Source organism: Moraxella sp. K1664 (assembly GCF_039693965.1).
GTDB lineage: Bacteria > Pseudomonadota > Gammaproteobacteria > Pseudomonadales > Moraxellaceae > Moraxella.
In genome coordinates, this window is record NZ_CP155576.1 from 925,273 (window position 1) to 937,931 (window position 12,659).

Here is a 12,659-nt window from a genome sequence, read left to right on the forward strand (position 1 = left end):
GAGGTCTAATATCACATATCAATCATTAGAAATAAATAGTGATTTTGAAACTAATTTTTTTATCTATTTCTTGGGTTCCATTATTTTTATATTTTTAAATCTATTCTTTACATTTGATGATGTTATTAAAAAAGTAAAGGACAATAGAATTTTAAATACTATTTTATTGCTAGTAACCATTGGTTTTTATGTATTTTCTATAACGGTAAGTAAGGGGCATGTTATAAGCTCTTTATCCTTCCCTAAATTCATAGAAAAACCCCAAGACAGCTCTTGGTATCTTATTCATAATGGTAATACCACTTCTGAAAATATCAATGGCTTATCCAAAAGAGATATTTTGGCACAAAAAGATATTTTTAATGCTTACAATTGTACAGGTTTAAAAAATGAAGAGAGTAAAAAGAAATGCCAAGATGATAATAAAGATATTTTTAATAATAGAGATAATGCCTTATATGGCTATATGGCATGGAATTTGGGTAGCACCAAAGTTTTCTGCCCTGTATCGGTAGATTTTTTCAAGTTTGCTACTGATGAAGAAGGTCGAATCAATCAGTCAAAAGACATTGCAAAAACAAAAACTAAAATACAACAGGAGAAATCCGCCAAATGTCTTGTGATTGACGATAAATATTTACAGCCTGTTAGTGAGCATTATTTGGCCAAATGATGTTGTGTGAAAAACCCATGGAAATATATAAATTGGAGTTTAGTGGCGGTTTGTTTTGTCTTTTGCAGGTTATTTTTGATGACAAAAAGACTGCCAAACCACGATAACCCTAAATCCATTTTACCAAAACCCAATTTTCTGATATAATACCCCAAAACCAACGACAAGAGACATTATGGCACTATTACCCATTTTACATTATCCTGACCCACGTTTGCGTACTGTGGCAAGTGAGGTTGGCGAAATTACCGATGAGATTAAGACCTTAATTAGCGACATGTTTGAGACCATGTATGATGCCAAGGGCATTGGACTGGCGGCGACACAGGTGGACAGGCATGTGCAAGTGGTGACCATGGACTTAGCCAAAGAAGGCGAAGAGCCACAGCCCAAGGTGTACATCAATCCCAAAGTCACGCCACTGACCGATGAGCTTGTCCCTTATAAAGAGGGCTGTTTGTCCATTCCTGAGGTGTATGATGATGTCAGTCGCCCTGCCCGTGTGCAGATTGATGCTTTGGATGCTGACGGCAAGCCATTTAGCGTTGAGGCGGATGGGCTGTTGGCGGTGTGCATACAGCATGAGCTTGACCATCTAAAAGGCATTGTGTTCGTGGATTATCTATCCCGCCTAAAACAAGACCGTGCCAGAGAAAAGGTGCGTAAAGTGGTCGCCAAAAAAGGCTGATGTGCAAGCGGTAATCCAAGACAAACATCCAGTAAAAAACCAAACAACAAAGCGTTGTTTGGTTTTTGTGTTATCAGCTCTCTGCCCCGTCAGGGACAAAGACATAACCCACGCCCCACACCGTTTGGATATAGCGAGCCTGAGATGGGTTGTCTTCGATGAGTCGTCTTAGGCGTGAGACTTGTACGTCAATTGAACGCTCCATCGCTCCCCATTCACGCCCACGAGCCAGATTCATGAGTTTGTCACGGGTCAGTGGCTCTCTGGGGTGCTGAACGAGTGCTTTTAGAACGCTAAACTCGCCTGTGGTTAGGGTGACGACATTGCCGTCTTTTTTTAGGGTGCGAGTGGATAAATCAAGCGTCCATGAGCCAAACTCCACCACTTCCATCTGCTGAGATGGGGCTCCGGGCAGCTCTCGGTTATGACGGCGAAGCACCGCTTTGATACGAGCCAGTAGTTCTTTGGGGTTAAAGGGTTTGGGTAGGTAGTCATCCGCCCCTGCTTCAAGCCCTGCGATGCGGTCGGTGTCGGAGCCTTTGGCGGTCAGCATGATGATGGGAATGTCGGCATTATCGGCACGCAGGCGTTTGCAGATGGCGATGCCGTCTTCGTCGGGCAACATCAAATCAAGCACGATGAGCGAGAACATCTCACGTTGCATGAGTTTGTCCATCTGCTTGCCATCATGGCACGCACGCACGGTAAAGCCATCATCTTCTAAAAATCGCTGTAATAAGGCACGCAGTCTGGCGTCATCATCAACGACTAAGATACGATGACTGGCGTTTGGGTTTGGATTGGCGTTATCTTCGGTCATGTGTCACCCCTGATAATTGTATGGCTCTTAGTTTACAACATTACACAAAAAAATGTAACTGTTTTTGTCATTATAAATAATATTTTAAGGCTAAACCATATCCAAGATATGTCAAATGGTTAAAAGATCTCTAAAATATGCTAAAAAACTGATGAATTATCATACCACGATGAATACCAAAAGTCGGTAATATTTTGGTAAATGGGTTTGGTGAAATGATTTTGGTTTGTCAATGCACCTGATGTGGCATGCCATGTATAGCGGCAAGCGTATAAATAGGCTTTTGCCTTGATAAAATTTGTGTTAGCATAAGAGCAGTATTTTTAACTTTTAACTTTTAACCTTTAATATCAACCATTAAGGACAGCCCCATGACCGACATCATCCACAACCTTGCCACACAGCGTTTTGAAGTGACCATTGACGGACATACTGGCTTTTTAAGCTATGAAGTCATCAATGATGATACCCTAGATTATAACCACACCATCGTTCCCAAAGAGCTGGGCGGGCGTGGACTGGGTACGGCATTGGTCAAACACGCCTTGGATTATGCTCGTGATAATGGCAAAAAAGTCGTGCCAAGCTGTTCCTTTGTGGCAAGCTACATCGACAGACGAGACGAATACCAACCGCTGTTGGCGTGAGCATGACTTAACACGTCTTATCATGATTGGGTAACAACTAAATTGTGATAATCGTTTACAAAAATATGGGTTAATTTGCCAAAAATCTTGCCGAAATTTTGAAGATTTTGGTAAAATGGCTTGGTGTATTTTTATCTTTTACCTAACCAAAGGAACATCATGAGCAGTCTTACCGCAGACCAAGTCGCCTTACAACTAGAAAGATTGCAAGGCTGGGCATTGGATGGCAATAGCCTTGTCAAGACGTATGAATTTGCCAGTTTTGCTGACGTCATCGCCTTTACTACCCGTGTGGCGTTCTATTGCGAAGAGTTAGAACATTACCCCACGTGGGAGAATTACTATACTGTTTTAAAAGTACGCATTGGCGAGCCCGACCAATACGAAGTGCATGGGCGAGACATTCAGCTTGCCAAACGCATGGAAATGGCAAACGGCGTGGTCTTTGACCAAAAAGAGAAAAATTGAGTTTGGAGAGATAAAATGGGTGTCATCGCCCATTTTTTTTGTGTTTTTGATTTGTGTTTTAAAGTTAAAAAACCGCTTTATAAATCTGCCAACTTCCCATTATACATAAAATCCCCAATCAAAGTAGGTCTTTTTACAAAGACTTACAAACCTTGTTATCAATCTTACACAGCCGATTTTTTGGCTACATTTTAACCATAAAACCGACCATTTCTTAACAGACAAATACCCAAAAACTCGCTACAATCATCATCAGATTTTAAATTTAGATTTTATAATCGGACGGTTAAATTTAATTAATTATGTGATTAGGGCGTGCCTGCCTTTGGTATTTGCAATGAAAAATGAGAAAAATCGCACGTTTTTCAAGGAAAAAACGCAGGTTGATAGTTATTCTATCAGACAAGTTTTTGACGATGAAAAACAAGATTTAGCCATTTTTCATGCAAAAATTGATTGAAATTGTCAATTTTTCATCTTATTTTATAAGAATGTTATCAATGGTAGGCACGCCCTAATGATTAGCCATTTAGCAATCAAGTTTAAGGAGTTTGTTATGAAAGCAACATTAAAAAACCTAAAAGCCACCCGTGGCAATCCTGCCGTGAGTATCTTTGTCAAAACTCACCGCACCCACCCAGAAAATGAGCAAGACCACATTGCCCTAAAAAATCAACTAAAAGTCGCCGAAGAGCGTATCACAAACGAACATGACAAACGCACAAGCGATGCCATCATGGAGCTTATCCATGCCAAGACGGACGAGCTTGACCATAATTATAACTTAGATACACTTGCCATTTTTGCCAATGAAAACGAAGCCCAAGTGTTGCGTTTGCCATTTGATGCCAAAGAGCGTGTGATTTTGGGCGAAAAGTTTGCCACCAGAGACTTGGTGCGTGATATGTCCGAAGCGGTGCATTATTATGTACTTGTGGCAACAAGCGAACACGCTCGCTTGATTGAAGCGACCAACGACCGTGTGGTTAAAGAAATCGGTGGTGAGAGCGAACGTCAATCGCAAATGAGCGAGCTGACTTTCCCGATCAATAACACAACCCTACCCACAGGGGCAAAAGCCGACCGTACAGGCTCATCGGATGATGACCGTTATCTAAAAGAGTTCATGAACCGTGTGGATAAGAGCTTACAAGAGTTTCGTAACATTGACCCATTGCCTGTGATTTTGGTGGGCGATAGCCGTACTTTGGGCTTTTATGAGCAGGTAGTGGACAACGACAGCTTTATCATCGGTAAAGTGGAACACCTGCCCAACCTAAAAGACGGACGTGCCGAAGAGATTGTGGCAGGCGTGCAGGATGTGGTGGAGACTCAGCGTGCTACTCGCTATGAGACCGCCCAAGGCGAGCTTGAAAAAGCCCGTAACGAGAAGATGGTACGCACCGATTTGCAACAAATCTACCGCTCAGCGGTTGAAGGCAATGCCGTCAAACTCTTAGTGCGTCAAGGACACATCGTGCCTGCGACCATTGATGAGACTGCCTTGACTTTGCTCGTATCAGACGATGCAACAGCAGATGGCGTCACCGATGATGCGGTAAGTGAGATTATCGAGATGGTGAGCCACAACGGCGGTGAAGTGGTATTTGTCCCCAAAGACAAAATGGACGAAAAAGAGCCGATTGCTCTGATTACTCGCTACTAATTAGCATGTATCAAAGCACAAAAACCTGCCTACGGGCGGGTTTTTAGTTTTGGGAGAAATTTATTTGGCATTATTTAGGTCAAATAAAATTCGCCCCGCCCGACTTGCCTTACCTGTCCACCCATCTGTATGCCGTCATTAAGCTCCAAAAACAGACGGTTTGGGCGGTGTAGATGGTCGCCTTGATGAATGGTAAATTGTCTGTGGTTGGTGCCATTATCAAGCAGATACGCCCCCAAATTCACGCACGCCGAGCCTGTGCCACTGTCTTCTAAGATAATCCCATTTTGTTCAAAAAATAAGCGAACATGAATGGTATCATCATTCATGCACCACAGATATAGCGTGTGTTCAAGCGTTATGCCTTGGTTGATGGCAAGGGTTTTGTTATTATCAAAGATGTTTTTTAGGCTTGTCAAACACACCTTGGCACGCTCTAACGCTTGTGTATCTTTGACTTGCAAAAGAAGCTGGCACACTCCTGCATTGACAAAATATGCCTTATCCGCCAACATCTCTTGGGGCAAGGCGGTCAAGGTGCTAAGGGCGTGGCGGTCTGTTTGGGCAGGGCAAAGGGCGTAACTGTTGGTGGTTAGCGTGGTGCAAGATGGCATATGGTTGAGATGAACGGCGCGAGTTTGTGTACTGATGTCAAGTGCTGACAAGCCGTGCGTTGTCGCCAAATACCACCCCGACCCAATGGTTGGGTGCCCTGCAAAGGGCATTTCAATACTTGGGGTGAAAATGCGAATGCGTGCGGTGCGGGCTTGTTTGTCAAAATGGGTGATAAACACCGTCTCATTGAGATTGAACTGGCAAGCGATGGCTTGCATGGTGGCGTCATCAAAATTGGCGTGGGGAAAGATTGCCAACGGATTGCCCCCAAAGGGCGTACCATCGGTAAAGACATTGGCAAGGATAAATGGGTGGGCGGTCATGGGTATGCTTATGAATTGTCCAATATAAAATTATCCTGTTAATTTTACAATAATCTTAAAAACTTTTGTGGTAATTTGCTACAATAAGCATAACTTTTCTCATCCAATGTTGCCATGCCAAACAAAAAATCTTCCAAAAAATCCCCCCTAAAATGGCTCACTCTGGCTGTCGTACTAGCCTTGATTGCCCTGTGGGGTGCCATCGTCTATGTAACCGCCTTTGCTAAGACCGACCGCCCCGCCCAGACTTTGACGGTGGATAAGGGCGACACTTATCATAGCCTACTTGTCAAGGACAAATGGCAGACCAGTCCGCTTGCGTCCAGCACCGCCACACGACTGTATCTTAGATTCCACGCCAAAGGCAACCTAGAAACAGGGACATACCAAATCCCACAGGGGGCAAGCCTTGCCGATGTGGTCAAGATTTTGGGGCAGGGGGGGCAAGTTGCCATGATAAAGGTGCAAATCATCGAAGGCAAAACGGTCAAAGACCTATACCACACCCTAAAAACGACCGATGGGGTCAAGCTTGAATTGCTCACGCCGCTCCTGTCGGACGCTGATGGGTATTCGTGGGCGGACGTGGCACGAGACAACGCCAAAGTTGCCAAAGCCCTAGATATCAGCACGCCTAACGGCAATCTGGAAGGACAATTTGTCCCCAATACCTACTTTTTTAATCAAGGCACAACCGACACTGTCATTTTAAAAAAACTGCACAGCGACCAGATGGCGATATTGGGTAAGATATGGGCAGAACGTGATGAGGGTTTACCTTATAAAACGCCTTATGATGCACTTATCATGGCAAGCATCATAGAAAAAGAAACAGGCATAAAATCTGAAAGAGATGACGTGTCAGCCGTATTTGTTAATCGCCTGCGTCAAGGCATGAGATTACAAACCGACCCAACCATCATCTATGGACTGTTTGACCGCTATGATGGTAAAATTTATAAATCCAATATCACCGAGCGAACCGATTACAACACTTATCATATAGACGGTTTGCCACCTACGCCCATTGCCCTGCCGTCTGCCGAAGCCATACAGGCGAGTTTGCACCCATCTGATGCGCCATACATCTATTTTGTGGCAACAGGTAAAGGCGGTCATAAATTTAGCCTAACCCTTGCTGAGCATAACAAGGCAGTGGCGGAGTATCGGACCTTGATGGCGGATAAATAGATGACATTGCAATCTTTTGTGTTTCATTAACACTTTTTTAAAAATCAAAATATTTGGAAAAATCATGACAATACCCCAATTTATCACCTTTGAAGGTACCGAAGGCGTAGGCAAAACGACTGCCATAGATAACTTTTGCTGTGAGCTTGATAAACAGGGCATCACTCACATCCGCACCCGTGAGCCAGGGGGTAGCCTGCTTGCCGAAGACTTGCGTAAAATCCTACTAGACAGCAAAACTGACATCAATGATGACACCGAGCTTTTACTCATGTTTGCCGCACGAGCTGACCATTTGCATCGCATCATTTTGCCTGCTTTGGCAGAGGGTAAATGGGTGATTTGCGACCGTTTTTTTGACAGCACCGTGGCGTATCAAGGCTTTGGGCGGTTTGGGGGCGATGAGCGTGAACTTGCTAGGATTGAACGGCTCATAAATGATTTTATCCCAAAACAGCCTGATTTGACTTTTTGGCTGGATTTAGACCCTGCCATTGGCTTGGAGCGGGCAGGTAAGCGAAGTCAAGCCGACCGCTTTGAGAGTGCAGGGCAAGGATTTTTCGACAAAACTTATCAAGGCTTTTTGTATCAATACCAAAAAAATCCCGAGCGTATCAAGCGAATCAATGCCAATCAAAGCCCTGATGGTGTAACAGATGAGATTATGCAAATTTTCAAGATTAACCAAAAGCGGTTGCTCTTGCTTTGATATGCTTTAACGCTTAGCCTTGTTGCTCTTGTGTCATCATGCTTGTTGATGGGTGATGGTAATGGGTTTTGTCTTTGTTTAAATGGGTTTTGATGGTATAAATAGTTGTCATCAAAGAAGTTTAATAATACCACAACACTCAAAAACCGCCAACCACCTTAACCTACTCTTAGACAATTAAGTTAAAACGACCGACTAAGCTCCAAATAAAAATTTTGTTTGTTATGGCTATAAAGTGCTGGCAAGTTGCTGTTATTTTTACTGTAACGATAAGTCAGCTTTGGCGTTAATCCAAGCCAGCGAATGTCTTTGTGCCAAATGGAGGTTTGCAGGGTTAGGGTTTTATCTGTGCGATACACATCATTGGGATTGACCAGACGCAATAATTTACCATGATAACGCTCACGCTCAGCACTCATCCTACCTTGCACGGTCAGACCATTTGGTAATCTTTGCAACACCCCAAAATGTATCTTTGTGGCATGACTGCTTTTTGTTGCATCTTGCAGATGACCAAGCTGATACCCCACGCCCAAAGAATAACGACGATTTGGACCATCTTGCAACAAAATGGTGTCACTCACATGATAACGCTTGCCATCATAACCTTGATAACGCTCGGCATAATTGCCTTTTTCCATGCGTACAAAAAACGCATTTTGCCATTTATCATTGATCCGATGATGGCTACCAAACGCCACGCCCTGACTGTCTTTTCTGGGGGATAATCTGCCATGCAACTGCTGATTGGTGGCAAAAATACGCCCAACAAAAGGCACGACATCAACATAACCTTTTTGGTGGTCTTTTCTTAGCCCAGCATGAGCAAAAACCGCCAGTTCATTGTGGCTTTTGTCATCATAAAACTTACCATCAACATCTAGGGCTGTATAAATACTAATACCATGACTAAGTGGCGTGTATTTATTCACACCAAGCGATAAGGCAAGCCCATGAGCAGGTTTTGGGGCGTCTTTTTTAATGTTGGGCTGTGTGATGGTAGAGGCGGCATTGATATTGTCCAAATGCAGATAGTTGATGCCCAAATCCAAGCCCATTTTGTATTTTTTATGTAAATAGCGACTTTGCGACAGCACCCATCTTTGTTCTTTTTTGCTTAATTTTAAAAAGTGGGCATCGTCTTTGAGTTCATCTAGCACCATTTGGGCGTGTTTATCGTGCTTTTTGGTCAGAAGCAAAGAGGCAAGTTGTAATTTCACCGCCGTAAGCGTCGGCTCTTTGTTGCTCAAATCGGTCAGCAGATTTAATGCCAATTTGGTATTACCATCACTTAGGGCAAGTTTGCTTTGGGCAAATAACAACAAAACATCATCTTGATAATCATCAGGCAGGCGGTCATAAAATGGCAATAACAAGCGTAATGTCGCCACATCATCTTGCACAATCGCTTGATGAAAGACATGATAAAATGCCTCTGGCTGGGCAAGTAAAAAATTGACATCTACGGTTGGTGGGGCAGATTGGTTCTCATTGCTCTGATTGATGGGTAAGATATTGATGGGTAAGGTATTGATGGGTAAGGTATTGATGGGCAGGGGGCTTTTATCACTCTTTAAGCCATCACTGGTAAAACCATCGCCTAAACCATCACCTAAGCCATCTGGGCTATCCAAACTGTCCAAATCTTTACCCAAACTTTCATCTGATAAACCATCAGCAGATGGCAGCTCATGCGTGGGCGTATGAATGGGCATATGATGGCTGTGGGCATACGCCTGTGCTGTTAATGTATCAACACAGAGCAATAACAGCAGCTGCTTTAAAAGTCTGTGCTTGACTTTTAAAGCAGGGTTGGTCTTTGATAAAAAACAGGTCATATTAAAACTTCATTTCAAGACTGGCAAAGTAACTGCGACCTGGTGCAATGTAACGGGTTGATTGGGTACTGCTTGCAGCTTCACTGGGCAGTTGGCGTGCTGCTTCCCATGTGGTGTAGCGGGTGTTTAACACATTGTTGATGCCAAGGCGGGCGGTGATGCTCTCAGTTGGGCTATAATAACCTGTCATGTCTATTAAAGTATAGGCTTTGGGTATTGTGCGTGTTAAGGTTTGTGTTTCTCTTTTGCCATTTCTGATTCTAAGGGCACTAAGCTCATTTTCATCTTTTTGTTTGCTGTGCGTTAAAGTTGTGCCAATGCCCCATACTTGACTTGGGTGGTCATAGTTTAGACCGACCACATAGCGTGCTGGGGTGATGGCATCCCAAAAAGCAGGGCGAGCCTGATACCAACCATCGGCATCTTTGGGTGCAATGTAATCAAATTTCCCCAATTTGGTATGACCATAACCTAAGGTCATTTCAAGACCATCTGGCAGCTTTGATGTCATGGCATGCAAATCCAGTTTGCCTTTGACGCTCACCCCTTTGATGGTGGCGTTATATAAGTTGGCAAATACCTCATCACTGGTTTTGGGCGTGGGCGGATTGCCAACACATTCATTGGAATCCAAATGAGCCTTACAATACTCTTGCTGGGCTTTGGTTAGGTTCGGTATGGCTTTATCTAACATGTCCTTGTAACGGCTTTTGAACATGCTCACCTCAATATCCCCCCAAGGGTGCTGATAGCGAAAGCCATATTCGTTGGTATTTGAAGTTTCAGGTTTGACATCAACCGCTCGTTTGGGAAAAGACACATCAGGGTCGTTTTTATGCTGGGCGGCGGTGCTGTTATAGTTGTATAACTCATAAAAACTTGGCGTACGAAAGCCTTTGGCAGTTTTATACAACAGGCTAAAATCAGGTGTCAGATGAACCGCCGCCCCAAAATTATAGCTTTTGTTGGTGTAAGTTTTGTTGATGATGTTTGAATCGGTGCTGTGAATGCGTTGTTTGTCCAAGCGTCCACCAAAACTTAAATCCACATAATCATTTGGTGTATAAAGGTTGTTAATGCCCACATATTGGTTACTGCCATGAATGGGAGCACGTTCACATTCATTGGCATTGCCACAGGCATCTTTTTCTTCTAAGCGTCCAAGGCGATTTTTGACAATCCACGCTGCCCCTGATTGCTTAAATTTGGCTTGCTCCTGTGCTGTCAGCGTGCTTTCATCAATGATGGCATCGCCTTGGGTGGTGTCAATGATTGTGCGTCTGGGGTTGTTGGCACGAAATTGGCTTTTAATTTTATCTGCACCAGCCAACACCGTCAAATCGTGCTGACCCAGCAGGTCAAAATTAAAATCAAGTTTGCCTGTCAAACTGGTACGCCCTTCTTTATAACGGTAATTGTTTTGATATTCATAATGCCCAATTTCACTGATGCCACAATTTAAATCCACCTTGGGATATTGGCTGCACGATTTTTTAATGTCATGGTTAATGATTTGGATATTTTGTTGATGTAGGTTTAATTTTGCTTGTTTAAACCATGGCGTGTCAGGCTTAAACTCAAAACCTAACCCATAGCGAGTTTTGCCATGCTCTTGGTTAAACACACTGCTTCTGGCATAAGCCAGTTTTGGAATGGGGGCGTCATTGGCACCTGGTCTAAATGATGCTTGTGATGCGTCATTGGCATTTAGATACTCTTGATAATCATCGCAAAGGACAATGGAGCCGCCATTGGCAGGCTTACCGTCATTGCCCAATCTTGCCCCATGATAACTACAATGACGCATATCACGAATGTTGTATGTTTGCTTGGTGTCTTCTAATAACAGTTTGCTGACCAGATTTGGGGTGATTTTGATGTTAAGGCGTGCCAAATACGAGTCTGAACGATAGTCCATGGGGTCAGGTAACAACCGATAAGTGCCTGTATAATCTTTGGCAGAGACAACCTCATGGGGGTGCATGGACGCCAAATATTGTGCTTTTTCAGCATCATTTAACTCAGAAAAATTGCGATTGCCGATGCCATCTGGCAGGGCTTTGGTGTAGACATAAGGGTATTGTACGCAGCTTTTTGGGTCATCACTTGCCAAACAGCTTTCGGTGATGTAGCTTGTGCCTGCAAACAGTTCGTTAGGCTTTCTTAAATCATATTTTTGTTGCCATGCACCCAAGCGATATAGGCTTTGGTTGATGCCATTTAGGTCGCTGTGTGTTTTGTTTTCTTTGCCTTTACGGCGAGTGTATTGCACCATCGCTTCCACACGCTCGGTTTTACCTGCCGCTGCCAGCGTCTGACTAAAATGGCCATTTTTGCTGTTATAAGTGGTTTTGCTTTGAGCGCCAAGATTTTTACCAGATTTTAAGACATCGCCCACATCTTTGGTATGAAACGCCACCGAACCGCCCAACGCACCAGAGCCTGCTTCTAGGGCATTACCGCCTTTATTGATGGCAACGGCGGCAATGTTTTCAATCTCTATCTCGTTCATCGCCCCAGAGCCTGCACCAGCTCGTTTGGTGGATTCATCTTTGTAGGATTGAATTTGGGCAATGCCATCTACGGTAATCCCCACTCGGTTTTTATCCACGCCATGAATGGCAAATCCGCTGCTGCCACCACGCCCCTGCTCAACCACACTCACCCCAGTTTCATAACGCACCAAATCACGAATGCCCTGCACTTGTTCTTTTGCCAGCGTGTCAGCGGTTTTGACCGTTTTGCCAAGCCCTGTTACATCGGTGTCAAACCGAGAAACAGGGGCAGATGGGGCGGCGGTTACCGTGATGGCATCTAAATAGACGACAGGTGTTTTTGTGTCTTTGGCATCAGAGTTGGCATCTGTCTGAGTGTTTTCTTGCGCCCAAACGGATAAGGGCAAAACTGCCACACCAAATAACGCCGCTTTGATGGCAAGGTTTAAGCGGTGCGTGGTCATGGTATGGACTGATGGTGTGTGTGTGATAGATTTTGACATAAAAAATCCTAAACTTTATTTTC

At 43.9% G+C, this 12,659-nt stretch carries 12 protein-coding genes; 8 read left to right on the plus strand and 4 right to left on the minus strand.

Going from position 1 to position 12,659, the window contains the following annotated elements:
- Positions 1 to 70 precede the first annotated feature (70 nt).
- Complete coding sequence (locus AAHK14_RS04810; protein ID WP_281133614.1) at positions 71 to 673, plus strand: hypothetical protein; 603 nt, start codon at positions 71 to 73, stop codon at positions 671 to 673.
- 175 nt (positions 674 to 848) lie between these two features.
- Positions 849 to 1,361 (plus strand): peptide deformylase, encoded by a 513-nt coding sequence (def, locus tag AAHK14_RS04815; RefSeq protein WP_029103579.1) that lies wholly within the window; start codon positions 849 to 851, stop codon positions 1,359 to 1,361.
- Between the two features lie 73 nt (positions 1,362 to 1,434).
- Here def and ompR read toward each other — a convergent pair whose 3' ends face one another.
- Complete coding sequence (ompR, locus tag AAHK14_RS04820) at positions 1,435 to 2,181, minus strand: two-component system response regulator OmpR (protein WP_062498796.1); 747 nt, start codon at positions 2,179 to 2,181, stop codon at positions 1,435 to 1,437.
- 371 nt (positions 2,182 to 2,552) lie between these two features.
- Between ompR and AAHK14_RS04825 the strand changes: the two genes are divergently transcribed.
- From AAHK14_RS04825 to AAHK14_RS04840, 4 genes are all read left to right on the plus strand, one after another.
- Positions 2,553 to 2,828 (plus strand): GNAT family N-acetyltransferase, encoded by a 276-nt coding sequence (locus AAHK14_RS04825; protein ID WP_065256800.1) that lies wholly within the window; start codon positions 2,553 to 2,555, stop codon positions 2,826 to 2,828.
- 159 nt (positions 2,829 to 2,987) lie between these two features.
- Positions 2,988 to 3,296: a 4a-hydroxytetrahydrobiopterin dehydratase gene (locus AAHK14_RS04830; protein ID WP_065256799.1), complete on the plus strand. Its 309-nt coding sequence runs from the start codon at positions 2,988 to 2,990 to the stop codon at positions 3,294 to 3,296.
- A gap of 337 nt (positions 3,297 to 3,633) precedes the next feature.
- On the plus strand, positions 3,634 to 3,756 hold the full coding sequence (locus AAHK14_RS04835; protein ID WP_255518635.1) for a hypothetical protein: 123 nt from the start codon (positions 3,634 to 3,636) through the stop codon (positions 3,754 to 3,756).
- Between the two features lie 96 nt (positions 3,757 to 3,852).
- Positions 3,853 to 4,962 (plus strand): hypothetical protein, encoded by a 1,110-nt coding sequence (locus AAHK14_RS04840; protein ID WP_065256797.1) that lies wholly within the window; start codon positions 3,853 to 3,855, stop codon positions 4,960 to 4,962.
- A 74-nt stretch (positions 4,963 to 5,036) separates the two neighbouring features.
- Here AAHK14_RS04840 and AAHK14_RS04845 read toward each other — a convergent pair whose 3' ends face one another.
- Entirely contained in the window at positions 5,037 to 5,900 is an 864-nt protein-coding gene (locus AAHK14_RS04845) for a PhzF family phenazine biosynthesis protein (protein WP_065256796.1), read from the minus strand.
- Between the two features lie 114 nt (positions 5,901 to 6,014).
- Between AAHK14_RS04845 and mltG the strand changes: the two genes are divergently transcribed.
- Positions 6,015 to 7,091 carry an endolytic transglycosylase MltG gene (mltG, locus tag AAHK14_RS04850; protein WP_065256795.1) on the plus strand — a complete coding sequence of 359 codons (1,077 nt, stop codon included), beginning with the start codon at positions 6,015 to 6,017 and terminating at the stop codon, positions 7,089 to 7,091.
- Positions 7,092 to 7,155: 64 nt separating this feature from the next.
- A complete protein-coding gene (gene tmk / locus AAHK14_RS04855; RefSeq protein ID WP_065256794.1) occupies positions 7,156 to 7,800 on the plus strand; it encodes a dTMP kinase in 645 nt (214 codons plus the stop codon).
- A 182-nt stretch (positions 7,801 to 7,982) separates the two neighbouring features.
- On the opposite strand, the gene AAHK14_RS04860 is transcribed toward tmk, so the two are convergent.
- Positions 7,983 to 9,638 (minus strand): surface lipoprotein assembly modifier, encoded by a 1,656-nt coding sequence (locus AAHK14_RS04860; protein ID WP_194092618.1) that lies wholly within the window; start codon positions 9,636 to 9,638, stop codon positions 7,983 to 7,985.
- 1 nt (position 9,639) lies between these two features.
- Entirely contained in the window at positions 9,640 to 12,636 is a 2,997-nt protein-coding gene (locus AAHK14_RS04865; protein WP_194092617.1) for a lactoferrin/transferrin family TonB-dependent receptor, read from the minus strand.
- Between the last annotated feature and the right edge of the window lie 23 nt (positions 12,637 to 12,659).

Coding starts and splice junctions, on each gene's coding strand:
- def (WP_029103579.1), top strand. CDS start 849: ATGGCACTATTACCCATTTTACATTATCCTGACCCACGTTTGCGTACT.
- ompR (WP_062498796.1), bottom strand. CDS start 2,181: ATGACCGAAGATAACGCCAATCCAAACCCAAACGCCAGTCATCGTATC.
- AAHK14_RS04825 (WP_065256800.1), top strand. CDS start 2,553: ATGACCGACATCATCCACAACCTTGCCACACAGCGTTTTGAAGTGACC.
- AAHK14_RS04830 (WP_065256799.1), top strand. CDS start 2,988: ATGAGCAGTCTTACCGCAGACCAAGTCGCCTTACAACTAGAAAGATTG.
- AAHK14_RS04835 (WP_255518635.1), top strand. CDS start 3,634: ATGAAAAATGAGAAAAATCGCACGTTTTTCAAGGAAAAAACGCAGGTT.
- AAHK14_RS04840 (WP_065256797.1), top strand. CDS start 3,853: ATGAAAGCAACATTAAAAAACCTAAAAGCCACCCGTGGCAATCCTGCC.
- AAHK14_RS04845 (WP_065256796.1), bottom strand. CDS start 5,900: ATGACCGCCCACCCATTTATCCTTGCCAATGTCTTTACCGATGGTACG.
- mltG (WP_065256795.1), top strand. CDS start 6,015: ATGCCAAACAAAAAATCTTCCAAAAAATCCCCCCTAAAATGGCTCACT.
- tmk (WP_065256794.1), top strand. CDS start 7,156: ATGACAATACCCCAATTTATCACCTTTGAAGGTACCGAAGGCGTAGGC.
- AAHK14_RS04860 (WP_194092618.1), bottom strand. CDS start 9,638: ATGACCTGTTTTTTATCAAAGACCAACCCTGCTTTAAAAGTCAAGCAC.
- AAHK14_RS04865 (WP_194092617.1), bottom strand. CDS start 12,636: ATGTCAAAATCTATCACACACACACCATCAGTCCATACCATGACCACG.